Annotated in this window: 26 protein-coding genes and 1 pseudogene; 17 read left to right on the plus strand and 10 right to left on the minus strand. The window is 63.3% G+C overall.

Annotated features, from left to right (window positions below):
* Nucleotides 1-167 precede the first annotated feature (167 nt).
* The 5 genes from ACEWFR_RS02175 (at nt 168) to ACEWFR_RS02195 (ending at nt 4,093) form a co-directional block, all read left to right on the plus strand.
* Complete coding sequence (locus tag ACEWFR_RS02175) at nt 168-1,343, plus strand: thiolase domain-containing protein (RefSeq protein WP_374059494.1); 1,176 nt, start codon at nt 168-170, stop codon at nt 1,341-1,343.
* Nucleotides 1,340-1,750 (plus strand): Zn-ribbon domain-containing OB-fold protein, encoded by a 411-nt coding sequence (locus tag ACEWFR_RS02180; protein ID WP_374059495.1) that lies wholly within the window; start codon nt 1,340-1,342, stop codon nt 1,748-1,750. The genes ACEWFR_RS02175 and ACEWFR_RS02180 overlap by 4 nt, the downstream gene beginning before the upstream one ends.
* A 176-nt stretch (nt 1,751-1,926) precedes the next feature.
* Complete coding sequence (locus tag ACEWFR_RS02185) at nt 1,927-2,664, plus strand: polysaccharide deacetylase family protein (protein WP_374059496.1); 738 nt, start codon at nt 1,927-1,929, stop codon at nt 2,662-2,664.
* A gap of 68 nt (nt 2,665-2,732) precedes the next feature.
* The gene (locus ACEWFR_RS02190) at nt 2,733-3,203 is read left to right on the plus strand and encodes a MaoC family dehydratase (protein WP_374059497.1); all 471 of its coding nucleotides are present in this window, start codon (nt 2,733-2,735) and stop codon (nt 3,201-3,203) included.
* A 2-nt stretch (nt 3,204-3,205) separates the two neighbouring features.
* On the plus strand, nt 3,206-4,093 hold the full coding sequence (locus tag ACEWFR_RS02195) for a CoA ester lyase (protein WP_374059498.1): 888 nt from the start codon (nt 3,206-3,208) through the stop codon (nt 4,091-4,093).
* 29 nt (nt 4,094-4,122) lie between these two features.
* Here ACEWFR_RS02195 and ACEWFR_RS02200 read toward each other — a convergent pair whose 3' ends face one another.
* Nucleotides 4,123-4,893 carry an enoyl-CoA hydratase/isomerase family protein gene (locus tag ACEWFR_RS02200; RefSeq protein ID WP_374059499.1) on the minus strand — a complete coding sequence of 257 codons (771 nt, stop codon included), beginning with the start codon at nt 4,891-4,893 and terminating at the stop codon, nt 4,123-4,125.
* 201 nt (nt 4,894-5,094) lie between these two features.
* On the opposite strand from ACEWFR_RS02200, the gene ACEWFR_RS02205 reads away from it, so the two are divergent.
* The 4 genes from ACEWFR_RS02205 to ACEWFR_RS02220 all read left to right on the plus strand — a co-directional run bounded on the left by ACEWFR_RS02205 (nt 5,095) and on the right by ACEWFR_RS02220 (nt 10,543).
* Nucleotides 5,095-6,072 carry an LLM class flavin-dependent oxidoreductase gene (locus ACEWFR_RS02205; protein WP_374059500.1) on the plus strand — a complete coding sequence of 326 codons (978 nt, stop codon included), beginning with the start codon at nt 5,095-5,097 and terminating at the stop codon, nt 6,070-6,072.
* A gap of 308 nt (nt 6,073-6,380) precedes the next feature.
* On the plus strand, nt 6,381-7,571 hold the full coding sequence (locus tag ACEWFR_RS02210) for a CaiB/BaiF CoA transferase family protein (protein ID WP_374059501.1): 1,191 nt from the start codon (nt 6,381-6,383) through the stop codon (nt 7,569-7,571).
* Between the two features lie 236 nt (nt 7,572-7,807).
* Nucleotides 7,808-8,800: a TIGR03617 family F420-dependent LLM class oxidoreductase gene (locus ACEWFR_RS02215; protein ID WP_374059502.1), complete on the plus strand. Its 993-nt coding sequence runs from the start codon at nt 7,808-7,810 to the stop codon at nt 8,798-8,800.
* Between the two features lie 189 nt (nt 8,801-8,989).
* Nucleotides 8,990-10,543, plus strand: a complete 1,554-nt coding sequence (locus tag ACEWFR_RS02220) for a class I adenylate-forming enzyme family protein (protein WP_374059503.1) — start codon at nt 8,990-8,992, stop codon at nt 10,541-10,543.
* A gap of 244 nt (nt 10,544-10,787) precedes the next feature.
* Here ACEWFR_RS02220 and ACEWFR_RS02225 read toward each other — a convergent pair whose 3' ends face one another.
* A complete protein-coding gene (locus ACEWFR_RS02225) occupies nt 10,788-11,561 on the minus strand; it encodes an enoyl-CoA hydratase/isomerase family protein (protein WP_374059504.1) in 774 nt (257 codons plus the stop codon).
* A gap of 129 nt (nt 11,562-11,690) precedes the next feature.
* Between ACEWFR_RS02225 and ACEWFR_RS02230 the strand changes: the two genes are divergently transcribed.
* Entirely contained in the window at nt 11,691-12,860 is a 1,170-nt protein-coding gene (locus ACEWFR_RS02230; RefSeq protein WP_374059505.1) for an acyl-CoA dehydrogenase family protein, read from the plus strand.
* Nucleotides 12,861-13,027: 167 nt separating this feature from the next.
* Here the strand turns inward: ACEWFR_RS02230 and ACEWFR_RS02235 are convergent, their stop codons facing one another.
* Both ACEWFR_RS02235 and ACEWFR_RS02240 read right to left on the minus strand, forming a co-directional pair.
* A complete protein-coding gene (locus ACEWFR_RS02235) occupies nt 13,028-13,486 on the minus strand; it encodes a MaoC family dehydratase (RefSeq protein ID WP_374059506.1) in 459 nt (152 codons plus the stop codon).
* Between the two features lie 72 nt (nt 13,487-13,558).
* A complete protein-coding gene (locus ACEWFR_RS02240; protein ID WP_374059507.1) occupies nt 13,559-14,338 on the minus strand; it encodes an enoyl-CoA hydratase/isomerase family protein in 780 nt (259 codons plus the stop codon).
* A 218-nt stretch (nt 14,339-14,556) separates the two neighbouring features.
* On the opposite strand from ACEWFR_RS02240, the gene ACEWFR_RS02245 reads away from it, so the two are divergent.
* The 3 genes and pseudogenes from ACEWFR_RS02245 (at nt 14,557) to ACEWFR_RS02255 (ending at nt 15,872) form a co-directional block, all read left to right on the plus strand.
* Nucleotides 14,557-15,375 carry an enoyl-CoA hydratase/isomerase family protein gene (locus ACEWFR_RS02245; RefSeq protein WP_374059508.1) on the plus strand — a complete coding sequence of 273 codons (819 nt, stop codon included), beginning with the start codon at nt 14,557-14,559 and terminating at the stop codon, nt 15,373-15,375.
* Between the two features lie 204 nt (nt 15,376-15,579).
* Nucleotides 15,580-15,702: pseudogene (locus tag ACEWFR_RS02250) on the plus strand (SDR family NAD(P)-dependent oxidoreductase); the annotation flags it as partial.
* A 17-nt stretch (nt 15,703-15,719) separates the two neighbouring features.
* Nucleotides 15,720-15,872 (plus strand): SDR family oxidoreductase, encoded by a 153-nt coding sequence (locus ACEWFR_RS02255; RefSeq protein WP_374059616.1) that lies wholly within the window; start codon nt 15,720-15,722, stop codon nt 15,870-15,872.
* 1 nt (nt 15,873) lies between these two features.
* Here ACEWFR_RS02255 and ACEWFR_RS02260 read toward each other — a convergent pair whose 3' ends face one another.
* Nucleotides 15,874-16,668 carry an enoyl-CoA hydratase/isomerase family protein gene (locus tag ACEWFR_RS02260; protein WP_374059509.1) on the minus strand — a complete coding sequence of 265 codons (795 nt, stop codon included), beginning with the start codon at nt 16,666-16,668 and terminating at the stop codon, nt 15,874-15,876.
* A 176-nt stretch (nt 16,669-16,844) separates the two neighbouring features.
* Between ACEWFR_RS02260 and ACEWFR_RS02265 the strand changes: the two genes are divergently transcribed.
* The 3 genes from ACEWFR_RS02265 to ACEWFR_RS02275 are packed head-to-tail and all read left to right on the plus strand — an operon-like array spanning nt 16,845 to nt 19,325.
* Complete coding sequence (locus tag ACEWFR_RS02265; protein ID WP_374059510.1) at nt 16,845-17,993, plus strand: acyl-CoA dehydrogenase family protein; 1,149 nt, start codon at nt 16,845-16,847, stop codon at nt 17,991-17,993.
* Nucleotides 17,990-18,121 (plus strand): hypothetical protein, encoded by a 132-nt coding sequence (locus ACEWFR_RS02270; RefSeq protein WP_374059511.1) that lies wholly within the window; start codon nt 17,990-17,992, stop codon nt 18,119-18,121. The genes ACEWFR_RS02265 and ACEWFR_RS02270 overlap by 4 nt, the downstream gene beginning before the upstream one ends.
* A complete protein-coding gene (locus ACEWFR_RS02275) occupies nt 18,108-19,325 on the plus strand; it encodes a CaiB/BaiF CoA transferase family protein (protein WP_374059512.1) in 1,218 nt (405 codons plus the stop codon). The genes ACEWFR_RS02270 and ACEWFR_RS02275 overlap by 14 nt, the downstream gene beginning before the upstream one ends.
* 76 nt (nt 19,326-19,401) lie before the next feature.
* On the opposite strand, the gene ACEWFR_RS02280 is transcribed toward ACEWFR_RS02275, so the two are convergent.
* The 5 genes from ACEWFR_RS02280 to ACEWFR_RS02300 all read right to left on the minus strand — a co-directional run bounded on the left by ACEWFR_RS02280 (nt 19,402) and on the right by ACEWFR_RS02300 (nt 23,592).
* The gene (locus tag ACEWFR_RS02280; RefSeq protein ID WP_374059513.1) at nt 19,402-19,971 is read right to left on the minus strand and encodes a carboxymuconolactone decarboxylase family protein; all 570 of its coding nucleotides are present in this window, start codon (nt 19,969-19,971) and stop codon (nt 19,402-19,404) included.
* Between the two features lie 153 nt (nt 19,972-20,124).
* Nucleotides 20,125-21,330 (minus strand): CaiB/BaiF CoA transferase family protein, encoded by a 1,206-nt coding sequence (locus tag ACEWFR_RS02285; protein WP_374059514.1) that lies wholly within the window; start codon nt 21,328-21,330, stop codon nt 20,125-20,127.
* Nucleotides 21,331-21,475: 145 nt separating this feature from the next.
* Entirely contained in the window at nt 21,476-21,874 is a 399-nt protein-coding gene (locus ACEWFR_RS02290; RefSeq protein WP_374059515.1) for a Zn-ribbon domain-containing OB-fold protein, read from the minus strand.
* Between the two features lies 1 nt (nt 21,875).
* Nucleotides 21,876-23,024, minus strand: a complete 1,149-nt coding sequence (locus tag ACEWFR_RS02295) for a hypothetical protein (protein ID WP_374059516.1) — start codon at nt 23,022-23,024, stop codon at nt 21,876-21,878.
* Nucleotides 23,025-23,145: 121 nt separating this feature from the next.
* Complete coding sequence (locus ACEWFR_RS02300) at nt 23,146-23,592, minus strand: MaoC/PaaZ C-terminal domain-containing protein (protein WP_273740523.1); 447 nt, start codon at nt 23,590-23,592, stop codon at nt 23,146-23,148.
* Nucleotides 23,593-23,769: 177 nt separating this feature from the next.
* Between ACEWFR_RS02300 and ACEWFR_RS02305 the strand changes: the two genes are divergently transcribed.
* On the plus strand, nt 23,770-24,951 hold the full coding sequence (locus ACEWFR_RS02305) for a CaiB/BaiF CoA transferase family protein (protein WP_374059517.1): 1,182 nt from the start codon (nt 23,770-23,772) through the stop codon (nt 24,949-24,951).
* Nucleotides 24,952-25,044 lie beyond the last annotated feature (93 nt).

The raw sequence follows: 25,044 nt of genomic DNA on the forward strand, positions 1-25,044 counted from the left end.
CTATCAGCGTGCATACGAGTTGGTTGAACGTTCGACGCTGTCGTCCGTGTCCGGGCGCGCTTCCGAGATCGGTTCTCGAGAGTTCGCGATATCCCCCGAAACGGCGCCGTGAGTCGGAAGTAACCCAACACAAAGTTTTAGGATAACCGACCCTCTCAGTAGACGTGATGACAGAACGCGAACCAGCGTACATAGCTGGAGCCTTCGAACATCCGACGCGGGAGGCACCGGACAAATCGACGATGCAGTTACACGCGGAAGTAGCCAAAGGAGCACTCGCTGACGCGGGCCTGTCGAAAGACGACGTCAACGGGCTCTTCACCGCTGGCGTCCCCGAGTATCAATCCGGACTCTCCCCGCTCGTTATCGCGGATTACCTCGGTGTTGACGCGTCGTACGTCGACACGACCGACTACGGTGGTTCGTCGTACATCGCGCACGTCGGCCACGCGGTCAGCGCGATCCGTGACGGAAAGTGCGACGTTGCGCTCATCACGCTTGCCGGCCGGCCGCGGTCGCGCGGCCAGGCGACGGGGTCCGGAGCGCGAGAGATACGGACCGTCCAGGACAGCTTCGAGCGGATCTACGGCGCGACGAACATCACGATGTACGGCATGGCCGCACAGCGCCACATGCACGAGCACGGGACGACGGCCGAACAGCTTGCGGAAGTCCGCGTCGCTGCGTCCCAGCACGCCCAGTACAACGACGACGCGATGTTTCAGGACCCGGTGACCGTCGAAGATGTCGTCGAGTCTCGAGTCGTCGCCGATCCGCTCCATCTGCTCGACTGCTGTGTCATCTCGGACGGCGGCGGCGCGCTGGTACTCGTTTCCGAAGACGTCCGCGACGATCTCGATCGCGAGGCCGTCGAAGTACTCGGCCACGGTGAAGCGCCCTCACACCACGATGCCGGACGCATCGATATCACGCGTACCGGGGCCGAGTCATCCGGCGAACGCGCCTTCGCGGAAGCCGGTCTCGGTCCCGCGGACATCGACTACGCGTCGATCTACGACTCCTTCACCATCACCGTTCTCGAGGCGATCGAGGATCTAGGGTTCTGCGAGAAGGGCGAGGGCGGCGAGTTCGTCGAAGGCGGCACGCTACAGGCACCGGACGGAGACCTTCCGTTCAACACCGACGGTGGCGGCCTCTGCTCGAATCACCCCGCGAACCGTGGCGGGATGACCAAAGTCATCGAGGCCGTTCGCCAGCTCCGCGGCGAGGCGAACCCCGAAGTGCAAGTCGATGCCGACATCGCACTCGCCCACGGAACGGGCGGCAGCATCGCGACTCGTCACGGTGCGGCGACCGTCGTTCTCGGAGGGGAAGGCCGATGACCTGGGAACCCCGGCCCGTTCCCGAAGTGAACCCCGAAACCGACCGCTACTGGCAAGCCGCCTCAAGCGGCGAGCTGCTGGTCCAGGAGTGTGCCGATTGCGGACTCGTGTACCACTACCCGCGATCGCTCTGTCCCGACTGCTTCAGCGAGAAGGTGGAATGGCGTGAAGCCTCGGGCCGCGGCGAGGTCTACTCGTACTCGACCGCTCGAACGATGAGTGGCTGGCCCGAAGACGACCTGCCGCTCGTCGTCGCCTACGTGGAACTCGACGAGGGGCCCCGGATCATGACGAACATCGACGCCGACCCCGAGGACGTCGCCATCGGAGCGCGCGTCGAGGTCCGGTTCGTCGATACCGAGGACGAGGATGTCTCGATTCCCGTCTTCGTTCCGGCGGACGCGTAGTCGAAACCCGGCTCGAGCGTCGCCTCGAGCCGAAACCGCCGACCGAGAGAAGTGACGACCGAGAGAAGCGTCGGGAGCTGGGAACTGCGATACCAGCGGCGGACGATCGCGATACCGTCGACCCCCTGCGGAAGGTTTAATCGGTGTACCGGTGAGTAGGAGACGAGGTACGTGATATGACAGATGCCAGTCCCGCGGTGTTACGAGAGTTCGAAACGTGGTTGAGTCTGTTCACCGACGGTGAGCTGCCGGAACGACACCGGTGGAAAGCGTGGTTCTGCGTCGCAGAATACGAACTGGCGGACTTCAAGCGGGTCTCGGCGCTGCTCCGGGAAAACGGTGCGACGGGGAGCTTCGCGTTCCTTGGCCGGGATGCGGAGGAACAGGCCGAGATCATCGAAACGCTCGACGCCGACGGCCACGAGATCACGTTTCACTCTCATCGACACCACGCGTACGCCGACCTGTCGTACGACACGGCACACGATGCGATCACCACCGGAATGGCGGCCATCGAGGATGCGACGGGTATCTCGCCAAGCGGGTTCTTCGTCCCGTTCCGGCGACTCAGCGATGGTGCAGTTCGGGCCGTCGAGGACGTCGGGTTCGACTGGGTACTCGGACGAGCGGATCGGGATCTCACGGACGTCGAACTCGTGGAACCGGTAACGCCGTTCGACACGAGGCTACTCGAGGAGCATCCTCCCGCGGAGGCGACGAGCCGACTGCGAGCGAAGGCCGAAGCCGGCGAGACCCCGTTTCTCTTCCACCCGCCGGTCCTCGAGTATCACGAGGGGCTTCCAGCGCTCGAAGACTGGATACGCGCCGTCGAACCCGTCTCCGTCGCCGAACAGATCGAACGAGGTGGGACGGGAATCGTCCTCGACTGCGTTCGACCGGTACGCGTGGAATAAGGGCGGTCACACCTCCATGTGAACGAGCCCCAAATACTTTTGTCCGTTGAGCGAGTCCTCTCCGTGAGATGTCGACACAAACACGCGGGAAGTACTACGAAGAGCTAGCCGTCGGTGACGTGTACGAACACCGGCCCGGTCGAACCGTCACCGAATTCGACAACACGCTGTGGTCGTTGCTATCCGTCAACCTGCAACCCTTGCACCTCGACGCTCACTACGCGGCGGGGACCGAATTCGGGCAGCGTCTCGTCAATAGCATGTTCACGCTCTCGACGGTCGTCGGCCTGCAAGTTCACGATCTCACGCTCGGAACGACCGTCGCAAACCTCGGATTCGAAGAGATTGCATTTCCACATCCCGTCTTCATCGGCGATACGCTCTACGCCGAGACCGAGGTGCTCGAGAAGCGACTGAGCGATTCCCGAGACGACAGCGGCATCGTCACGTTCGAGCATCGGGGCCACACACAGGACGGAGAACTGGTCTGTGAGTGCACGCGGATCGCACTCATGCTCCTCCAACCGGAGGACGAGTGACGATGCGTCCGATTCGATCGATTCTGTACATCCCCGCAAACAACGAGGACTGGGTGCTCGAGGCGCCCGAAAAGTACGACGCCGACGCGTTCATCTTCGACCTCGAGGATTCCGTCCCCCCCAGCGAGAAGGAACACGCACGCGAGGTCGTCGCCGATGCGTACGAGCAGTGGGACACTGACAAGACCATCACCGTCCGTCTCAACGCACCCGATACCGGGCTGTTCGAAGCTGATCTCGACGCGGTCGTTCACGACCGACTGGACGCCGTCATCGTCCCGAAACTCCCGCGAACGGAGTATATAACGCGCACCGATCACGTCCTCTCGTATCTCGAAGCGAGGCGCGGAATCGACAGTCCAACCGAAATCATCGCGCTCCCGGAGACGCCGCGCGGGTTCTACAACGCTCACGAACTGTGTCAGGCGAGCGACCGGGTCGCCGCCATCGTCGGCGGAACCAGCCGCGGTGCTGACGTCGAGCGGGCGCTCGGCTGGGAGTGGACCGAAGAAGGAACCGAAAAACTCCACATGCTATCGAAAGTTCTCCTCGACGGCAAAGCGGCCGGCGTCGAGCAGTTCTTCGGCGGGGCGTGGACGAACGTCGAGGACGTGGACGGGCTCAGAACGGAAGCAGAGCGGCTTCGGTCGCTCGGCTACACCGGCTACCAGGTCATCCATCCGAGCCACGTCGAGCCGATCAACGAGATTTTCACCCCCGACGAGGACGACGTGGCGTTCTGGCAGCGGGTGATGGAAGCGATGGAGACGGCGGAACTCGAGGAGTCCCGCGGCGCTGTCCGGTTCGAGGGGGAGATGATCGATATCGCACACATCAAGCGTGGCGAAGACATTTTAGAGCGCGCTCGAGCGTTCGGTATGATCGATTGACAGCGCAGCGACCGTCGGGTGACACTGTCTCACCACTCCGGTTCCCTGCCCTCGACGTAGGCTCGGAGGCCTTCCTGTGCCTCGTCGGTCTCGACGATGTTGCAGATCGTCTCGACGACGTTCTCGATGTTCCGTCGGTAGTCTAGATCCTGCGAGCGCATGTAGGAGTCTCGCGCGAGTTCCATCACGAGCGGCGATTTCTCGTTGAACGACGCCGCCAGCTCGCGGGCGGTCTCGAGGACCTCGTCCTGCGGGACGACGCGATTGAAGATCCCCCTGTCGGCGGCCTCCTGTGCCTCCATGGGATCGCCCGTAAACAGCAACTCGAACGCCTTGTGCCGGCCGATCTGTCGCGGCAGGTGGACGAAGTGCATCGCCGGGATGAGCCCGACGTCGATCTCGGGATAGCCGATCGACGCCGTTTCGCTGCCGACGATCACGTCGCACGAGACCGCCAGCGTCACCCCCGCCGCCCGTGCCGGTCCGGTGAGCGCGGCGATCGTCGGCTTTCCCATCCGGTATTGGAGATCGTGCATGTCGAAGTACAGCGTCTCGAGGAACCGACGCAGTTCGAGACCCGAGCCGCCCGCCATCATCTCGAGGTCCATACCGGCGCTGAACGCGCGGTCGAAGGCGCTCGTCAGAATGATCGATCGGACCGAATCGTCGTCGGCCGCGAGCCGATACGCGTCGTTGACCTCCTCGGTGAGGTCGTGATTGATCGCGTTGACCGGATCTCGGTGCATCGTCAGTTCGGCCGTGTGGTCGGTGACTTCGTAGTCGATGAGTTCGAACGACATCACTCGAGGTACAGCGAAGCGTCCCTTAACCGTTTTGTTGTATGTTATCAGTTACCACTTACTTTGATCTGTCTTCACCCACCTAGCTCCTCGTTTTGAGCGGAAGAGAGCACGGGGCGCCACGACGCCATCGGAGTGACTGTGCTGGTGCTGTTGTATAAATAACACAAGTGTGATATGGACGCATTGGGTAGGGAACCCATGACAGTTGGCCTGATGCTACCGACGTATCTCGACCGCGAGGAACGACTGCCGCTCGCCGAGTCCGCCGACGAACTCGGCATCGACGCGGTATTCACCGGCGAGTCCGCGAGTTCGAACCTCTTTATCGACCTAACGTGGATCGCCTCGAAGACGTCGACCGTCACGATCGGAGCGGGGATCGCCAACGTGTTCTCGCGTTCCCCCAGCCTCATCGCCCTCAGCGCGGCCGAACTCGACGGAATATCCGACGGTCGCGTCGTCCTCGGCCTCGGAACGAGCACTCCGCCGCTGATCGAAGGCGTTCACGGACTGCCGTTCGAAGGGCCGGTGTCACGGACGGCGGAGTACATCGACATCATCCGAGCGGGGTGGACCGGCGACCGTCTCGACTACGACGGTGACTTCTACTCGCCGTCCGGCGGCCGGCTGCTCGAGACCCCGGTTCAGGACGAGATTCCGATCGCGGTCGCGGCCCTCGGTCCGTCAAACCGCCGGCTGACCGGTGCGAAGGGCGATATCTGGCTTCCCCACCTCGTTCCGAAGACCGTCCTCGGCGATCTGGCCGAAGACGTGTACGGCGCCGCTCGAGATCGCGAGCGGTCGGCCGACGCCATCGACGTCTACGCATACGTTCCGACGGCCATCGATGAGGACATCGACGCGGCCTACGATCGCGTGCGACGACACGTGGCCACGTACGCCGGCTCCGCGGAGCCCTACCGTGACGCGATCGCCGACGCGGGCTACGACGTTGTGATGGAGGTCCACCGAACGTGGCAAGACGGTGACCGTGACGCTGCGGCGCAGTTGGTCACCGACGAACTGGTCGAGGACATCGGCCTCGTCGGAACGCCCGATGATGCGTCGAGCGCCTGCTCGCAGTGGCACGACGCCGGCGCCGATATGGTCGTGATGAACTTCCCGCCGGGCTCGAGCGCGGACGACATTCGGACCGCGCTGGCCGCCGTCTCGTAGACCGAGCCCTCGGTCTCGGTGCGTTCGACAACCAACCAGCGTATCGGCTACCGATCAGCCAATCGGCCATGAGACGACGGACCATCGAATTCTGCAGCAATTTTCCCGCCGTACGGGCCCGGAAGCAGTCACGTGAGATCGAGAACGCAAACGTCGTCGAGGAACGGTTACATGGTCTTGAGAAACACACTCGTCGTCAAATGTGTTCGCATCGGACCGTCGCGGACGGGTTCGTATCGGATTCCCGCGGACGTCGAACGGAACCCGACGCCCAAACACGTAATTGGGTCCGGGATAATCCACCGTCTATGAGCTTCCTGAACGGGATCAAAGTGGTCGATCTGTCTCAGATGGTGTCCGGACCGGTGGCGACGATGCACCTCGGCGACATGGGTGCAGACGTGGTGAAGGTCGAACGGCCGGAGTCCGGGGACATCTCCCGAAATCTGGCGCCGTTCGTCGACGGCGTGAGCTCCCAGTTCGTCGCCCTCAATCGCAACAAGCGCTCGATCGAGGTTGACCTCCGCTCGGATCGCGGGCAACGCCTCGTGATGGAACTCCTCGAGGAGGCGGACGTCTTCGTCGAGAACTACAAGGCCGGCACCGCCGAGGGGTTCGGCCTCGATTACGACGCCGTGTCGGCGGCGAACCCGGAGATCGTCTACTGTTCGATCAAGGGGTTCGCATCGGATTCGATTTACGAGGACAACCCCGCGTACGACATGGTGGCACAGGCGATGAGCGGTTCGATGAGTATCAACGGCTGGCCCGACGGACCGCCGACGAACACGTCCATCCCAATCGCCGATATCGCGGCGTCGATGTACGCCGTCCAGGCGATCACCGGTGCGCTGTACGATCGAGACGTCAACGACGCCGGCGGGGAGTACATCGAGGTCTCGATGCTCAACTGCATCATGTCCTGGCTGGGGATTCGGGCGACTGCGAGCGGCGTGGAAAACGAACCGTACCCCCGTGTCGGAAACAGACACTCGACCGTCGCGCCGTACAAGGTGTACGAGACGGCCGACTCGTACGTCGTCGTCGCCGTTGCGAGCGACGGACTCTGGCCGAAGTTCTGCCGCGCGATCGACCGAGAGGACCTTATCACCGATCCGCGATTCGAGACCGGAGCCGATCGAACGGCGAACATGGACGAACTGTACGAGATCACGGACGACATCATGCGGCGGAAAACGACTGCGGAGTGGTTCGACATCCTGCAGGAACACGGCGTTCCGTCGGGCCCCGTCCGGAATACCCTCGAGGCGCTCGAGGACGAGTACACCGAACAACAAGGGTTGGTGCAGGAACTCACCACCGCTGCCGGCGACGACTCGATTCCGGTGATCCGCTATCCGGTCGACTTCGGCGAGTTCGACGCGCCGGTCCACACTGATCCGCGGCCGCTCGGTGCCGACACGTCTCATGCCCTCCGCGAACTCGGCTACGACGACGCCGAAATCGAGGCGCTACACGAAGCGGGAATCATTGGCTGAGCGGAGTGCAACCGTCGAAAACGGTCGTTCGATCACTCCGTCACAGAACGAGTCGAACGACCGGGCTGCTCGTCGGATGCCGATCGAATACTTCTGATTTCATCCAAACGCGCGAGTGACTCGAGCGGATCGGCGACCAGTCCGTGGTCGGAACCCGATTGCTCCGACGCGCGGAGACCGATGGGTCGGACTAGTTGCTCGGAAGGTTTATTCCGATCTCCGATGACGGTACACGCGTGAAGTTTGACGCAAATCTCGCCTCACCGGCCATCACGGAGGCGGACGACCTCTCTGGGGCGGCGGAGGATGTGGGTTTCGACGGCGCGTGGGTCACCGAGACGACACACTCGCCGTTCACGCTGACGACGCAGCTGGCGAACGGGAGCGATCGAATGGATCTCGGAACGGCCATCACGGTCGCGTTCCCCCGCAGCCCGATGGTGACAGCCTACACGGCGTGGGATGTCCAGTCCCTGGCGGACGGCCGATTCGTGCTGGGGCTCGGGACGCAGGTCAAGGGTCACATTGAACGACGGTTCGACGTCGAGTGGGATTCGCCCGGCCCGCGACTCCGCGAGTACGTGGAGGTGCTTCGGGAGATCTGGGCGTCGTGGGAGGAAGACCGCCATCCCAGCTACGAGGGTGAGTTCTACTCGATCACGCTCTGTCCGGCGGACTGGCGTCCGGAACCGATCGAGCACTCCCACGTCCCGATTTACATCGCGGGCGTCAATTCCTACAACGTCACGCTCGCGGGAGAGTGCTGTGACGGACTGCACGTGCACCCGCTCAACTCCCCAGAGTATATCGAACGGGAAGTCGTTCCGGACATCGAAACGGGTGCGGCTCGAGCCGATCGAGACCCGGACGACGTGACGCTGGTGACCAACGTGTTCGCGATCACCGGCGAGACCGACGCGGAGCGAGAGCAGGCGCGGGAGGAGATCCGACGGCAAATCGCGTTCTACGGGTCGACGCGGACCTACAAGCGAATCTTCGCAGTCCACGGCTGGGAGGACGTCTGCGACGACCTCCACGAGCTGTCGGTCGAGGACCGCTGGGACGAGATGCCCGCGCTCGTCACCGACGAGATGGTCGAGACGTTCTCCGTCGAGGGGACGTACGACGAACTCAGAGACGAGATCGAAGAGCGGTACACACACATCGATCGGATCTCGCTGTACGCGCCGTACCGCGGCGAGGAACACTGGCAGCGCGTCCTGTCGTAGTTCGCGGCCGACGACCGGACTTGTGCTTAGATGGCGACCGCCCGCGCCGACCGGCTGTCGCTTGCGTCGTCTCGTCCGTTTCAGGCCTGCGGGTCGCTTCGCTCGGTCGAACGATGTTTTACTCGGTCGGACGGACGACGAAGCACTAACGAAACGGTATTAGTAGACGTTACCCTATCACATAGAACGATGATGCGAATCGAGCAACTCCTCGAGTCGCGGGTAGAAAAGACGCCGGAAAAACCGTTCGTGACGGTTCCCGACGACGACGGACCGGCCGACTGGACGTTCGAGGCGGTTGCCGACAGATCGAAACGATACGCGAACGCGCTCTCGGCGTTCGGTGTGGAATCCGGTGATCGGGTCGGCGTGTTCCTTCCGAACCGGCCCGAATTCGTGTTTTTGCTGTTCGCGAACGCCTACCTCGATAGCGTTACGGCCCCTGCCAATCCCCAGTACACGGCGTCCGAACTCCGTCACTCGGTCGAACTCTCGCGGCCGTCGGTTCTGGTGACGACGGCCGACCTGCTCGAGGTCGCCGTCGAAGCGACGGACGAGACGACCGTCGAGCGAATCGTGACAGTAGACCCCGTCGAGGGGTACGACGCGTTACCGGCGGCGGCCGACGAGCAGTCGCCGGCGCGTCCGACCCACGACGGTACCGCCGAGTCGATCGGCCTCCACATGTACACGTCGGGGACGACCGGCCCGCCGAAGGCCGTCGAGTGCCAGCACGAAAACTGGACGGTGAGCGCCGTCGATTTCCAGAAGCGGATGGGACTGACGGGCGCGGACACGCTACTGACGGCGCTTCCCCTCTTCCACGCGAACGCCCAGGTGTACTCGCTGCTCGGAGCAGCCGCGGCGGGCGCGGCGGTCGTCATTTACGAGCGGTTCTCCTCCTCCCACTGGTGGGAGTGGTGCCGAGCGCACGACATCACCGAGTTCAATGCCATGGGAAGTATGTTGAAGATGTTGGACAACCGCCCCGAATCCGGCGATGACGCGGACAACCCCGTCGAACGAGTCTTTTCGGCGGGGACGCCGCCGGAACTCATCGAATCGTTCGAGGAGCGATTCGGTCTGCGGGTCGTCGAAGGCTACTCCCTCACCGAGGATCCGCTGTTGGTGCTCAACCCCGTCGACGAGGGCAAGCGCCGCATCGGTAGTATCGGATTGCCGCCGGCCGAAAAGGGAATTCGAATAGTCGACGAGGACGGAACCGACGTTCCGCGCGGTGAACGGGGCGAAATCGTCCAGCGGTGCCCGGCGGTGATGGCCGGTTACCATCGCCAGCCGGAGAAGACCGCCGAGGCGATCGTCGACGGCTGGTTCTACACCGGCGACTACGGAAAGATCGACGAGGACGGGTTCGTCTACTTCCTAGACCGGAAGAAGGACATCGTCCGACGAGGGGGCGAGAACATCTCCTCATACGAGGTCGAGGGCGTCATTAAGTCCCTCGACGCGGTCGACGAAGTCGCCGTCATCCCGAGCCCGGATGAGTTCTACACCGAGGTCGTGAAGGCGCTCGTTCGAGTCGAGGCGGATCGCGAACTCTCCGAAGCGGCGATCGTCGACCGGTGTCGAGATGACCTCGCACCGTTTAAATTGCCGCGGTACATCGAGTTCGTCGAGGAGTTTCCGTACACGCCGACGGGCAAAATCCAGAAGGAGAAGCTTCGAACTCGAGAGAAGGCGGAGAACCCCGTTCACTGGGATCGGGAGGCGAAAGACGACTGATTTCGACGCTGAAGCGGCGCCATCGTCGGTTTCAGTCGATTCGGTTCCACGCTGTCAGTAACTGGTTGCAAATCGGGGATCGCGATCGGCACTGGAGCACCCCGTTCGGAACCCACTCGCAACGCGACCTCGCCTTCACCGTACTCACGCCCAACGGTCGATCGATAATGCGAATCGTCTCGGATCCCCCATCGCGGTTCGAGGGTAACTGGCGCGGAACGCCGGAAGGTCTGCGCCCCCGGTATCAACGCCCCTCGAAGGCCGGATCACGCTTCTCGAGGAACGCTTCTGCGCCCTCCTGCTGGTCCGCCGTCCCGAACAGGAACGCACACGCGATCCGCTCGAAATCGAGCCCCCCTTCGTCGTCCAACCCGCGGTTGATCGACTCCTTCGCCAGTCGGAGCGCCAGGGGCGCGTTCGCGGCGATGGTTTCCGCCAACTCGCGGACGGAGTCGTCGAACTCGTCCGGTTCGTAGACGCGGTTGACGATCCCGAGAGTCGCGGCCTCCTCGGCGTCGACCGCACGGCCGGTGAAGATGAGATCCTTCGCGACGCCGGCACCCGCGACGTGAGCGAGGCGCTGGGTGCCGCCACCGCCGGGGAGGATCCCGAGGCCGACTTCCGGGAGCCCGACCGTCGCGTCCGGCGTCGCGACGCGCAGATCACAGGCGAGCGAGACTTCGAGGCCGCCGCCGAAGGCGTAGCCGTCGATCGCGGCGATCGTCGGCTTGGTGAGATCAGCGACGTCGTTGTACAGCCCCTGTCCGTAGTTCGTCAGGTACTCGAGCGCGTCGACTCGGTCGAACTCGGCGAACGCCTCGATGTCGCCGCCGGCGATGTACGAGTCGCCTTTTCCCCGGAGGACGACGACCCCGATATCGTCGTTCGCGTCGATATCGTCGAGCCGGTCGCGGAGCGCGGTCCGTGTTTCCTGATCCATCGCGTTCCGTTTGTCCGGATTGTTGACGGTCAGCGTAGCTATTCGATCCGAAACGTCGAGCAGGACCTTCTCAGACATCAGTGGCCCTACGACCGGTCGCTAGTTAGTCGTTAGCATTGCCAGCAGTACGGTTCGGAGGTCCCGAAACGGGCGTTCGGCGTTCCGACCACCGGTGCATATAAGTCCTCTTCCCGAAACTGACACAGTATGGACTTCGAGCTCAGCGATGAGCAACGACTCATCAGAAGCGAGATTCAGGACCTCTGCAACCAATTCGGCGACGAGTACTGGCGCGAAAAAGACATGCAACACGAGTTCGGGTGGGAGTTCTACGAGGAGTTCGCCGACGGCGGCTGGTGCGGCGTCACGATTCCAGAGGAGTACGGCGGACAAGGGTACGGCGTTCAGGAGGCGAGCATCATCCAGCAGGAGATCGCCCGCTCCGGCGCTGCGATGGCCGGCACGTCGATCACGTCACACCACGTCTTCAGCGCCGCCCCGCTGGTGGAGTACGGGTCGGACGATCACAAGGAACGGTACCTGCCGGATATCGCCGATGGAGCGGTCATGGTCTGTACGGGCGTCACGGAACCGAACGCGGGGACCGATACGTCACAGATCGAGACGTTCGCGGAGCGAGACGGCGACGAATACGTCGTGAACGGCCAGAAGATCTGGACCTCGAAGGCGCAGGAGGCGGACGTCATCATGCTCCTCGCGCGGACGCAACCGCGCGAGTCGAGCGACCGATTCGGCGGCCTCACGCTGTTTTTCACCGAGTTCAACAAGGACATGGACAGCGTCGACGTGAGCGAGATCCCAAAGGCCGGCCGCGGCGCAGCGGACTCGAACGAGGTCTGGTTCGAAGACTTCCGCGTTCCGGCCGCGGATCGAATCGGCGAGGAAGGAAACGGGTTCAAATACCTCCTCTCGTTCGCGAACTCCGAGCGGATCAGCATCGCTGCGAACGCCGTCGGAACCGGACAGGCCGCACTCGAGACAGCCGCATCCTACGCCAGGGAGCGCGAAGTCTTCGACAACTCCATCGGCAGCTATCAGGCAATTCAGCATCCGCTCGCGGACTCGTGGACCAAACTGACGCAGGCGGAACTGATGATTCGGAAGGCCGCGTGGCTGTACGACAACGACAAAAATTCGGGTCCAGAGGCTAACGCCGTCAAACTCCGCGCGAGCGAGGACGCGATCGAGGCCTGCGAGCGCGCCGTTCGCGTTCACGGCGGAATGGGGTACGCGAGGGAGTACGACGTGGAGCGATACTGGCGCGAAGTCATGATCAACGTGCTCGCACCGATCTCGAACGAAATGGTCAAAAACTACATCGCACAGCACGTCCTCGATCTTCCGCGCTCTTACTGAGTCGGTCACGGATACCGATATTTTCCGTCAGAGACGCATTATCGGTCGTTTTGACGGCTTCAGGCCTTCGATCGGGAACGGGGATTCGAACCGCCCCACGACTTCGAGGGGGAAGAACCTCGAGCGGTATCGCACCGGACTGACAGCGGACCCCCGCTCGTGGACGGTCAGCTGTCCTCGTCGGCTGCTCGTCGCCGAACGATGTTGTGCGAGATGACCGACATCACTTCGTCTCCGTCGTCGTTATAGACCCGGCGCTTGAAGTCGACGTATCCGCGATCAGGGTGGCTGTCGCTCGGTGTCTTCTCGAGAATCTCCGCGCGAACGGTGAGCGTGTCGCCGGGACGAACCGGCGTGTACCATCGAAGTTCGTCCATGCCGCTACCGCCCATGTTTGCTATTTCGCTGAGACAGTCGTCGACGGTCAGCCGGGTTGCGAGACTGAGCGTGTGCAGTCCGCTGGCGACTAACCCGCCGAACATCGAGTCCTCGGCCGCCGCTTCGTCGACGTGAAACGGCTGCGGATCGAACTGTTCCGCGAACGAGACAATCTCCGATTTCGTCACCGTGTGCGTTCCGCTCTCGAACGTCTCTCCTTCGTCCAGGTCTTCGAATAACTTCGACATGGACGGTCCGACGAAAGCGACCGATAAATAGCTAGCGTCGTTTCCGTCGTCGCGTTCGGATCGCCGGACCGCTTACCGCCCCTGAAACTCCGGCTCCCGGTTCTCGAGGAACGCCGTCATCGCCTCCTGTTGATCGTACGTATCGAAACAGGCGGCGATCGTCTCGAGGCTGTGATCGATACCCGATTCGACGCCGTTCGATCGGAGCGCCCGAAAGACCTGCGTCTGCCACTGGATGATGCGCGGACTCTTGCTCGCCAGCGTTTCGACGAGGTGGTCGACGGTCTCGTCGTACGCGTCCGGCGCGACCGCCCGGTTGACTAACCCGAGTTCCTCGGCGTCCAGCCCGGAAACCGGTTCACCCGTGTAGACGATCTCCTTTGCGGCCTGAAGGCCGACCAGTCGAACGAGGAGTCCGCCCTGGATGCCGGTGACGAGCCCCGCGTCGATCTCCGGGAGTCCGAGCGCGGCGTCCTCGGTCGCGACGCGAAAGTCACACGACATCGCGAGCTCGAGCCCGCCGCCGAGTGCGTACTCGCCGCACCGACAGACGGTGACTGCGTCGAGGTTCCGGACCCCTTGCATGAGTTCGTACAGGTTCGTCAGCATCGCCCGTGCTTCGGAGACGGAATAGTCCTTCACCTCGTCGAGTTTCAGACCGGCGGTCAGTCCCCCGACGCCGTCGTCGGCATCGGGGCCGATAGTGAGGACCGAAACGTCGTCGGGGACGGTTTCGACTCGGTCACGGAGGGTAACGATCGCGTTGGGGGAGAACAGGTTCAGATCGCCGAAGTCCAGTCGGAGGTGGGCGACGCTATTCAGGTCGGTGTCGCGGTCGAGGGTTACGGACATGCACACGAGTTCACGGGAAACGCACGTTAACCTTTGTGCCGCGGTCACGCGAGTCGCGGACGAGCGGACGTAGATTGCGGCGGCGTCAGTCCGATCACGGCGTTGTCAGCCTGTCCGGTCGACTCAAGGGGCGATAGTCGCGTGTACAGGACCATCTCCCCGATAGCGATCGAATGGGACAAAGTAATTATTGCGACGGCTACCGTGACCTCTATTGTATGTCATCCTTTGACAATATATCGGTGACGACGGCCGAGGCGAACGACAGAGTCGCCCGCGTCTCGCTCGACAACGAGGCCGAGCACAACACGCTCGATCTACGAACGATCCAGGAGTTAGACGACGCGTTCACGGCGGCCGACCGCGACGCGGAGATCGATGCAATCGTCCTCGGGACGACTGGCGATGTCTTCTGTTCGGGAGCCGACCTCGGCGACCTGACCGAGATGGCGTTCGAGGAGGGAACGCGCTGGATGAGCCAGTACTTCGAGACGATCGACGTACTCAGGGATACGGGCAAGCCCACGGTCGCCGCCATCGAAGGGGTTTGCGCCGCCGGCGGCAACGAGCTCGCGATGGGGTGTGACCTGATCGTCGCGGGCGAATCGGCCAAGTTCGGGCAGCCCGAAGTCGGTGTGGGCTCGACCGCTGCCGGCGGCGGCGTGCAACTGCTCCCGCTGCTCGTCGGTGAGAAACGGGCGCGAGAGATGCTGCTGCTCGGGGAGATGTACCCCGCGTCGCAGATGCAGGAGTGGGGCCTGGTCAACCGCGTCGTCGATGACGGGGCCGCTCGAGACGAGGCGGTTTCCCTCGCGAACGAGATCGTCTCCACGAAAAGCCCGCAGGCGTACCGCGCCATCAAGACGATCATGAAGACCTGGACGAACATCGGCATGGTCAATCAGGAGATGGCTCGAGACATGACGGCCGCGGTCTGGGACTCCGATGAATTCCGCGACCGCGCCGAGGCGTTCGTCGACAGGGAGGAGCAAACCTCGCGATCGTTCACCGGATCACAACCCGTGGAGAAGGAGTGACGCCGCGGTCGGGAGCGGAATTCGATCGGCTGCCGTCCAGACTCGAGCGATCGTATTCCTGTTCGATCGACCGTAATCGGGTTCTATCGCCGCATATGGGCTTGAACGTTGGACTTTCGGCGTCGGGTTTTCGTTCGACCGCAATCGTTATGCGGTGTGTTATCATTGACGAACGGCATGCGTTGACTCAGCGACAAGCGCGTCATCGTCACCGGGAGCGGCCGCGGTATCGGTCGCGGTATCGCACGGCGACTCGCCGAGGAGGGCGCGGTCGTCGTGGTGAACGACATCGACGAAGCGAACGCCGACGAAACGGTCTCGTTGATCGGGAACTGGGGGACAAGATCCTCGGTAGCATGGCGGATCAGATCCCCTTCGGACGGATGGCAGAACCGGAGGACATCGCGGGTGCCGTCGCGTTCGTGGCATCGGACGACGCGGCGTTCGTCACCGGCCAGGTGCTGAGCGTCTCCGGCGGGCTGACGATGGTCGGATAGGTTACTCGCCCCGGAACTCGGGCTCTCGTTTTTCGTCGAACGCGGTGATGGCCTCCGCGTGGTCGTCCGTTTCGCGACACTCGCCGAGCGCCTCGATCGCGTGCTCGAGCCCCGTCTCCATGTTGACGTCGTGGGCCTCGTTGACGAGTTGCTTCGCGTTCCCGAGCGCGACGGTGGGCCCGTCCGCCAGCTCGCGGGCCCGGTCGAAGGCGACCTCTCGAGTGCGCTCGGCGTCTCCATCGATGACCGTCGAGGCGATACCCAGTTCCTTGGCCTCCGTCCCGGAGATGCGGCGACCGGAGAAGATCAGGTCCTTCGCGACCTCTTCGCCGACGAGGCGGGGAAGCATGTACGCGCCGCCGTCCCCCGGCGACAGCCCCACGTTCACGTACGATTGGCTCAGTTCGGCGTCGGCTCGGACCACTCGGATGTCACAGCCCAGCGCGAGATCCATCCCAGCACCCATCGCGTAGCCGTTGACGCCGCCGACGACGGGAAGCGGCGTGCGTCGGAGCGCCTTGAGCACGCGCTGTGCTCGGTGGACGGTATCCAGCGCCTCCGGCGTCGATTCCGAGAGCCCGCCTTCGTCCCCGAGATCGACGCCGGCGCAGAACGCCTTGTCACCGGCGGCCGTGAACAGGATCGCACGGACGTCGTCGTCCGCTTCGAACGACCGAATCGCGTCGTGTAACTCCTCGAGAACGCGCGGGGTGAACGCGTTCAGGCTCTCCGGACGTTCGATTTGCATGCGACCGACTCCTTCCGTAACGGTGGCGGTAACTACGTCATCGGACATGAGAGAGTCCACGGAACGTCGAGGAATAACGTTTTCCCTCGATCGCGATCGCTGCACGATCGGGACCGTCGTCTCGAACTCGAGTGGCGCTCGTGCACTGTCCCGCGTCGCAGGGAGTCGTGACGCATACCGGCGGCAGCGTAACAGATATGGTTCCGGTCGCAGAACGGTACACTGTGATAATTGATAACAATCCATCCCTCCGAATGTGGCGGGACATCGTCCACGAGTTCATGGATGAGAAAATCGGCGTCGAGTACTGTCGGGAGTGCTACGCGAACCGGGAGTATCCACACCGAATCTACGACGGTGTCGTCGAAAACGACTGGATCGGGTTGCTCGTCCCGGAGGAGTACGGCGGGCAGGGCGGCGATATGATCGAACAGGTGATCCTGCTCGAGGCGCTGGGCAAGTACGGCTACGATCTCGGCATCCCGGTCGCTATCTCGTCGTTTTCATACGGGAACCTCATCGAGTATGGGACCGAAGAACAGAAACAACGGTTCATTCCGAAGTTGCTCGACGGCGAGGTCCGGTTCTCAATCGGCGTCTCCGAATCCGGCACCGGAAGCGACGCCGCGAGTCTGCAGACGAGAGCTGAACGGGACGGCGACCACTACGTCGTCAACGGCGAGAAGATGTGGCAGTCGGCCGCTCACGTCGACGGAAACATCATCAACTTGTACGTTCGAACCGATCCGGACGCGGAGAAGCACGAGGGGATCAGCGCGCTCCTCGTTCCGAACGACCTCGACGGTATCGAGATGACCAAACTCGACACCGTCGTTCGCAAGGCGACCGGCACGAACCAGGTCTTTTTCGACGACGTCCGGGTGCCCGCCGAGAACCGGCTCGGCGCGGAAGGACAGGGCTGGGAGATACTCACGGACCATTTCGCGAACGAACGGACCCAGATTTCGGCCGCGATGGTTGGCAACGCCCAGACGGTCGTCGACACGGCGCTCGAGTACGCGCTGGAACGGGAACAGTTCGGTACCTCGATCGCTGAGTTCCAAACCATCAAACACCGGCTCGCGGACATGCAGACGGAGGTCGACGCCGCGCGCCAGCTCGTGTACCACGCGGCGGAACACATCGATCATGGCACCAGCCCTCGTCGCCTCGCCGCACAGGCCAAACTCAAGGCCAGCGAGACGTTTCAGACGGTCGCGCAGCAGGGGATGCAGATCATGGGCGGTGCCGGATTTCTCCCCGAGAACGACATGGAACGCTACTGGCGCGAGGGGAAGATTTCCACCGTCGGCGGCGGAACCAGCGAGATCCAGCGAACCATTATCGCGAGCGATATGCTCGAGAATCGATGAGTCGCCGTTCATCGGAACGCCGCGAAGCCGAACGCCGACGGGCTACCGACCGACCGACGAGTACAGTACGATTCAACACCGAGAACCACATCGTCAGAGACGAACACGCATACGATGACAACTACTGAATCAGCAAGGCAACTTCCGCTGTCCGGAATCACCGTCGTCGAACTCGGCAACCTCGTCGCGGCACCCTTCACGGGACTCATGCTCGGCGACCTCGGTGCCGACGTGATCAAAGTCGAACGGCCCGGAACCGGCGACATGATTCGCCAGTCCGGCGACTCCGGCGACGCAATCTTTACGGCGCTCAACCGGAACAAGCGCAGCGCGACGATCGATCTCCAGAGCGACGCCGGACGCGAGGCCTACCACGAACTCGTCGCGGTGGCCGATATCGTCGTCGAGAACCTCCGACCCGGCGTCACCGAACGACTGGGTATCGGGTACGACGCGCTCAGCGACGATCGCGACGACCTGATTTACGTCTCCATCGCCGGCTTCCTGCAGGGGGGCCCGTACGAGGACCGGCCGGGGATGGACGTTGTCGGCCAGGCCATGTCGGGGATGATGCGGATGACCGGCCAGCCGGGCGGAAAGCCGCTTCGGGCGGGAACGTCGGTGATCGACATCGGAACCGGCGTCTACGGTGCGTTCGGGGCGATGCTGGCGCTGTGGATGCGCGAAACGACCGGGACTGGCCAAAAGATCGACGCCGGGCTCTTCGAAACGGCCTCTCACTGGTCTCACTACTGGACGATCTTCGCGCAGCTCTTCGGCGACCATCCGCCGCTGGGCTCCTCCCATCCCGCGTTCGGCCTCTACGATGTGTTCGAGACCGAACCGGACGAGTGGCTGTTCGTCGGCGTCATCACCGAACGCCACTGGCCCGCGTTTTGCGAGGCCATCGACGCGCCGGAGTTACTCGCGGACGAGCGCTTCGAGACGAACGAGGGGCGACAGGAGAACGACGACGCGCTCTACGATCTGATTCAGAAGACGCTTCGCGGCCGCGATCGGTCAGCTGTGGTCGACGCGCTACTGGACGCCGGCGTCCCATCAGCTCCCGTCAATCACCCGTCGGAACTGCTCGACGATCCACACCTGACTGCGCTGGACCTCCTCGTGGAGACTCAGTCGGACGACGACGAAACGGTTCAGGCGATGCTCACGCCGTTGGCGGGGACCGACATCGGCGTCTCACACCGTCGCGACCCCCCGAATCTCGGCGAGAACACGGCGGCTGTTTTCGAATCGGTCGGACTGAGCGATCGGTACGCCGAACTCGAGGCGAACGGCGCGTTCGGCGACGAGTCGGCGAATAACGAGTGAGGTCAAGGTCGTCCGATGACTGAGTCGGACGAGCAGTTCCAGGGGTAAACGCGTGCCCTCGATCGAGAGTTGCGACCTACTCGTCGTCGCGATCGTACGTCTCGATCGTCTCGTCGTCGGGCTCCCAGCCGACGAACGCGGTCTCCGGACGCAACGAGAGCGCGTCGATGACGACGGCAGTGCCGAGGTAGTGGCCGACCAGCGACGCGATACCCGCGATCGTCTCGTCGTCGAAGTGGGCACCGATCTCCGCGTGCGCCTCGTCGTCGACCGTCCGTCTCACAGCGAGTTTCGCGTACCTGAGCAACGCGCTGTCCGCGGTGTCGAACTCGTCGACGCGGTCGGTGCCAATCGCTCTGATCTCCTCGTGCTCGACGCCGACGTCTCGAGCGAGTCCGACGTGCTGGTGCCACTCGTACTCGTTTTCCAGTTCTCGAGCGATCGTCAGAATAACCAGTTCGACCTCCCGTGAGGTGAGTCCGGCGTGTTCCCACAGTGCGGTCCCGTGGCGCATGTACGTCTGGAGGACCGGCGGGTTGGAGCCGATCGCCTGCAGCAATTCGAGTTCGCCGAGCGCGTCTTCGCTCAGGAGATACTGATACTTCGCCGGGAGATCCGACTGTCGCGGGAGCGGGATGCGAGCCATACCTGAGAGGGGCCGCAAATCGACTTAGTTCTTCGGTCCCGAGCGGAATGGGGCCGATCGACGCCAGACGCGGTCATGGGTCACCGTCAGTCACTCCGGAATAGCTGCGGGCCTCCGTCACCTCGTTACGGCCCCGGTTCCGGTCTCGGTCTACTACTGGATGACGCCGTCCTCGCGAAGCTGGGAGAGTTCGTCCGCCGAGTAGCCGTGGCGCTCGAGGATCGAGTCGGTGCTCTCTCCCAACTGCTGGGGTGCGACCTCGAGTCGGGTCCCGAGCTGGGCGAAGTGGACGGGTTGATCGATCACATCCGCGTCCTCCCGGTCGTCGCGTTCCATGACCCGATGGAGTTCGCGCTGTTTCACGTGTTCGTCCTCCCAGACCGTTTTCGTATCGTAAATCGGGCCGGCGGGAACGGTTTCCGCGTGAAGGCGATCGATCCAGTACTCGCTCGGTTCCGATTCCAGAATCGGTTCGAGGATGTCGTCCAGTGCCTCCCGGTTTTCGACCCGGTCTTCCATCGTGGCGAACCGGTCGTCCTCGAGCAGCTCCGGCCGCTCGAGCGCGCGGCAGAAGCCGCGCCAGAAGTCCGGCGTCCCCGCTGCGATGATGATCGGCCCGTCGGCGCAGTCGTACTTTCCGAAGGGGACGATCGACGGGTGGTGCGTGCCGAGTCGCGGGAACGGCTCGTCGTAGCCGAACGTGTAGCCGGCGCGAGCGGTGAGCCAGGTGATGGCGGCGTCCAACATGGGAACTTCGATCCACTCGCCGTCGATGCGGCCTCGCTCTCGAGCGTACAGCGCGGCGAGAACGCTCTGGCTGGCGTAGGAACCGGCGATGAGATCGCCGCTGGGTAGTCCCGACCACAGCGGTTCTCCGCCTTCTTCACCGGTGATGCTCATGATCCCGCTCATTCCCTGGATCAGCATGTCCCACGCCGGCAGGTCCTCGTACGGGCTGTCGCGGCCGAATCCGGAGATCGAACAGTAGATGAGCTCAGGATTCAGTTCGGCCACGGTCTCGTATCCGAGTCCGAACGACTCGGCGCGTCCCGGTTTCGTGCTCTCGATGAACACGTCGGCGTCGGCGACGAGCCGCTGAGCCGCTTCCTGCCCCGCGTCGCTCTTGAGGTCGATGGCGACGCTGTACTTGTTCCGATTCAGGGTGTCGAAGTAGGCTGGTGTGGGCTGAATGTCCCGGCTTCGGTCGCCGCGTCCGACCGCTTCGATCTTGATCACTTCCGCGCCAAGGTCGCCGAGGGCCATCGTCGCGAACGGGCCGGCTGCGACCTGGGTCAGATCGACAACGGTGATTCCGTCGAGGGGTAACACGTCCGTCTCAGGGGATTTCGATGCCTCCATACCTGTCCCTACTCTTGATCTGGGGTAAGTGTTTGGGAGCGACACCCACTGGTCGCCGTGTCGGGGCCGTGATACCGACGACACCGATCGGGATGGGTATCGACTCCGTCAGTGCTGGACGGAGAGTCTGAAAAATCGACAGCGATCACTCCGCGAGTTCGAACTGGTACAGCTGCTGGTCGCCGCGTTCCTCCCAGATCAGCTCCACCGGATCACCGACGGAGACGTCCGCCGGCTCCGCGAGGACGTTCGCCATCACCGTCACATCAGCCCCCATCGCGACGAGCGCGACGACGTACGGCGTCTCTCCCTCGAACGCCTCCGTCGGAGCGCGGTGGACGACGGTGAACGATTCGACGGTTCCGCTCCCGTCCAGTTCGACTTCTTCGGACGCCGTGTGCCAGCAGTTCGGACAGGCGGCCGCCGGGTAAAATCGCTCGTGACCGCAGTCGGTACATCGCTGGACGACGAACCGCCCGTCGTTGCAGGCGTCCCAGAATCGGGTCGTGTCTTCCGACGGCGTCGGGACGGGTTTGTCGGCCATTTTACCACGCCTCCATCAGCAGCGTCGCGTTCGTAGACAGGACGCCGCCGACGCCGTGAGCGAGCGCGAGGTCGGCGTCCACCTGCGTCTCCGCTGCATCCCCTCTGATCTGGCGTGCGGCCTCGAGAATGTGAAAGACGCCCGCGCCGGCGTAGGAGAGTTCCCCGCCGTGCGTGTTCACCGGTAGTTCGCCGTCGATCGTGATCCCCCGCTCGCGAACGAACGAGCCGCTTTCGCCTTTCTCGCAGAATCCGAGATCCTCGAGGAGGAGGAGCGGCGTGATCGTAAAGCAGTCGTACAACTGCGCGACGTCGACATCGTCGGGGGTGCGATCGGCCATCTCGAACGCCGTGGTCCCGCTCGCTGCCGCGGGCGTCTCCAGCAGGTCGTCGCGCCGGTGGATGTACTCCGACCCGTGTCCCTCCCCGTAGCCGGTCAGCTCGACTGGGGCTCGCGTCTCCTCGGCCGCATCGGCCGAGGACACGACGACGGCGCCGGCACAGTCGCTAATCAACGCGCACTCGAGTTTGTGCAGCGGCGACGAAATCAGCCCCGAGGAGAGGACATCGTCGACGTCGATCGGTTCGGTGTGCTGTCCGGCCCCGCGCATCGACGCGTGTTCGCGGCAGGCGACCGCGACCGTTGCGAGCTCTTCCGCGGTCGTTCCGTACGCCGCCATGTGCTTCTGTGCGATCAGCGCGTACATCGACGGCACCAGCGGCCCGAACGGGTTCTCGAACTCGGGGTGGCCGACCTCCGTCGCGAGACTGCTGACCCCGTCGTCGCCCTTGGAGAATCCCGTTCGCCGATTATCGCCGAACGCGACGACGACGTTTTCACACTGACCCTGTCGGACGGCGTTCGCAGCGTGACAGACCCCGACGAACGGCGTCGCACCGCCGAGTCGAAGGCTCTCGTTGTACGTGAGATTCAATCCCAGGTAATCGGCGACGACCGTACTGTGCATCAGCTTCGGATCGACGAGTGAGTACCCGGTGACGAGTCCGTCGATATCCGCTTTCTCGAGGCCGGCGTCGTCGACCGCCTCGAGACAGGCGTTCGCATAGAGGTTGATCGAATCCATATCCGGTGTCTTCCCGATCGGCGATTCCCCGATACCGGTCACTGCGACCCGCTGTGTCGAACCCATGTACTGTTACCCGCCACATGTCCACATAGTTCTTGTTGAAGCGAGGGTCTCGCTCGCGAAAAACGGGCCAGAGAAGTCGTTCGGATCGACCCGGTGGTCGCGACACCGCCGATCGGCTCGGTTACTCGTCGTCGGCGTACTGGACCATCTTCCGATGGTCCCAGACGACGCAGACATCGTCGTCCTGATTGGAAACGGTCGTCCGGAGCGTGACGACGCCGCCTTTCTCCTTCTCCTCGAGGTCGGTGACTTCCTGGACCGTTCGAACGGTATCGCCCGGGAAAACGGGGGTCGGGAACCGCATGTTGTCGATCCCGTAGAGACCGACGACGGTCCCCTCCGTGTAGCCAATCTGCGTCGTCAGCCCGAGCCCGATACTGAACACGAGCGGGCCGTGGGCGATCCGAGAGCCGAAGATCGTCTCCTCGGCGTACTCCTCGCTGACGTGTATCTCGTTGTAGTCACCCGAGAGACCCGCGAAGGACGTCACGTCGGCTTCGGTGATCGTCCGGGTTCTCGATTCGAACGTTTCTCCGATCTCGAACTCCTCGAAGTATTTGCCGCTCATCTACGCGTCGACTCTAGCGGGGAGGGGGTATAGAGCTTGGTGCGACTGGTCCGTCGGCCGTCACTGAGCGTGCGATCAGCAGCGGCCGAGCTGAGATCGAATCGGCATCCTGCGCCTTCCCGATACCGGCGAGTAAGAAGTGATAACCCATTGCGCCACGTGGATCGAACTGTTCGCATGCAACCACTGAGAGGAATTGACGTGCTTGACTTTACCCAGTCGATCGCCGGCCCCATCTGCACCCAGTCGCTGGCCGTCCTAGGCGCAAACGTTGTGAAGGTCGAACCGCCCGAAGGAGACGCCTTCAGACCCCTTATCGAGGGCTCGATGTTCGCGTCGTGCAATCGGGGAAAGAGAAGTATCAGTCTCGATCTGAAAAGCGAGTCGGGGCGGGCGATCGCTCGCGACCTCGCGGCCGACGCGGACGTCGTCGTCGAGAGTTTCCGACCGGGAGTGATGGAGGGCTTCGGCCTCGGATACGAGGACCTCAGCGCGGAAAACGACGACATCGTCTACTGTTCGATCACCGGGTTCGGGCAGGACGGACCGTACGAGGAGTACCCGGCCTACGACCCGGTCGCACAGGCGATGTCCGGCCTCATGAGCGTCACCGGTCCCACCGACGGCGACCCGGTTCGAGTCGGAACGAGTGCGATCGATTACTCGACCGGGCTGACCGGCGCGATGCTCGTCATGGGCGGATTGATCGGCGACGGATCGGAGAGCGGGACCCACATCGACCTCTCGTTGTTCGACGTCGCCACGACGTGGATGGGGTACTGGGTCGCCCACTATACGTCGACCGACGAACTCCCCAAACGCGCCGGAGCGGGGCTCTACGGAATGGCCCCGTACGGTATTTTCGAGGCCGGAGACGGACAGCCGTTTTACCTCGCGACGGCCTCGGAGAAACTGTACGGCCGACTCTGTGACACCCTCGAGCGGCCGGACCTGCTCGAGGACGATCGCTTCGGGACCGCCGAGGACCGATGGGAGAACCGCGACGTCCTCCGGGCGGAACTCGAGTCCGAGTTCGGTGCGTTCGATCGCCGGGAACTCGTCGAATCGCTAGCCGACTCCGGCATTCCCGTCGGACCGCTTCAGTCCATCGACGAACTGGTCGACGACGACCCCCATGCCGACCACCGGGACCTGTTCGTCGAGACGTACAATCAGCACCTCGAGACTGAGTGTCGGACGACGCGAATGCCGTTTCACTTTGCCGAACACTCGCTCGAGCCCGCGTCGTCGCCGCCGCGAAACGGCGAACACACGCGAGCCGTCCTCGGCGAAAACGGCTACGACGAGGAGACGATCACCGAGCTACTTGATGCGGGTGTCGTGGGAGACTCGGCGTAATTCGGTCTCGCTGACGGCACTGCCCGTTACTGGCCGCCGTTCGAACCGAGTAGACTCCGATTGCCGGCCGAGAGACCAGCTCGAATCGCGTCG

The organism is Natrinema sp. H-ect4, from assembly GCF_041894845.1.
Lineage (GTDB): Archaea > Halobacteriota > Halobacteria > Halobacteriales > Natrialbaceae > Natrinema.

Excerpts from the sequence above, each read along its gene's own strand:
- ACEWFR_RS02300 (WP_273740523.1), bottom strand. The coding sequence starts at position 23,592 with ATGAGCGGCAAATACTTCGAGGAGTTCGAGATCGGAGAAACGTTCGAA.
- ACEWFR_RS02205 (WP_374059500.1), top strand. The coding sequence starts at position 5,095 with ATGACAGTTGGCCTGATGCTACCGACGTATCTCGACCGCGAGGAACGA.
- ACEWFR_RS02185 (WP_374059496.1), top strand. The coding sequence starts at position 1,927 with ATGACAGATGCCAGTCCCGCGGTGTTACGAGAGTTCGAAACGTGGTTG.
- ACEWFR_RS02225 (WP_374059504.1), bottom strand. The coding sequence starts at position 11,561 with ATGTCTGAGAAGGTCCTGCTCGACGTTTCGGATCGAATAGCTACGCTG.
- ACEWFR_RS02260 (WP_374059509.1), bottom strand. The coding sequence starts at position 16,668 with ATGTCCGATGACGTAGTTACCGCCACCGTTACGGAAGGAGTCGGTCGC.
- ACEWFR_RS02240 (WP_374059507.1), bottom strand. The coding sequence starts at position 14,338 with ATGTCCGTAACCCTCGACCGCGACACCGACCTGAATAGCGTCGCCCAC.
- ACEWFR_RS02305 (WP_374059517.1), top strand. The coding sequence starts at position 23,770 with ATGCAACCACTGAGAGGAATTGACGTGCTTGACTTTACCCAGTCGATC.
- ACEWFR_RS02235 (WP_374059506.1), bottom strand. The coding sequence starts at position 13,486 with ATGTCGAAGTTATTCGAAGACCTGGACGAAGGAGAGACGTTCGAGAGC.
- ACEWFR_RS02290 (WP_374059515.1), bottom strand. The coding sequence starts at position 21,874 with ATGGCCGACAAACCCGTCCCGACGCCGTCGGAAGACACGACCCGATTC.
- ACEWFR_RS02210 (WP_374059501.1), top strand. The coding sequence starts at position 6,381 with ATGAGCTTCCTGAACGGGATCAAAGTGGTCGATCTGTCTCAGATGGTG.
- ACEWFR_RS02200 (WP_374059499.1), bottom strand. The coding sequence starts at position 4,893 with ATGTCGTTCGAACTCATCGACTACGAAGTCACCGACCACACGGCCGAA.
- ACEWFR_RS02195 (WP_374059498.1), top strand. The coding sequence starts at position 3,206 with ATGCGTCCGATTCGATCGATTCTGTACATCCCCGCAAACAACGAGGAC.
- ACEWFR_RS02220 (WP_374059503.1), top strand. The coding sequence starts at position 8,990 with ATGATGCGAATCGAGCAACTCCTCGAGTCGCGGGTAGAAAAGACGCCG.
- ACEWFR_RS02280 (WP_374059513.1), bottom strand. The coding sequence starts at position 19,971 with ATGGCTCGCATCCCGCTCCCGCGACAGTCGGATCTCCCGGCGAAGTAT.
- ACEWFR_RS02180 (WP_374059495.1), top strand. The coding sequence starts at position 1,340 with ATGACCTGGGAACCCCGGCCCGTTCCCGAAGTGAACCCCGAAACCGAC.
- ACEWFR_RS02230 (WP_374059505.1), top strand. The coding sequence starts at position 11,691 with ATGGACTTCGAGCTCAGCGATGAGCAACGACTCATCAGAAGCGAGATT.
- ACEWFR_RS02175 (WP_374059494.1), top strand. The coding sequence starts at position 168 with ATGACAGAACGCGAACCAGCGTACATAGCTGGAGCCTTCGAACATCCG.
- ACEWFR_RS02190 (WP_374059497.1), top strand. The coding sequence starts at position 2,733 with ATGTCGACACAAACACGCGGGAAGTACTACGAAGAGCTAGCCGTCGGT.
- ACEWFR_RS02285 (WP_374059514.1), bottom strand. The coding sequence starts at position 21,330 with ATGGAGGCATCGAAATCCCCTGAGACGGACGTGTTACCCCTCGACGGA.
- ACEWFR_RS02270 (WP_374059511.1), top strand. The coding sequence starts at position 17,990 with ATGAGTCGCCGTTCATCGGAACGCCGCGAAGCCGAACGCCGACGGGCT.
- ACEWFR_RS02245 (WP_374059508.1), top strand. The coding sequence starts at position 14,557 with ATGTCATCCTTTGACAATATATCGGTGACGACGGCCGAGGCGAACGAC.
- ACEWFR_RS02275 (WP_374059512.1), top strand. The coding sequence starts at position 18,108 with ATGACAACTACTGAATCAGCAAGGCAACTTCCGCTGTCCGGAATCACC.
- ACEWFR_RS02295 (WP_374059516.1), bottom strand. The coding sequence starts at position 23,024 with ATGGGTTCGACACAGCGGGTCGCAGTGACCGGTATCGGGGAATCGCCG.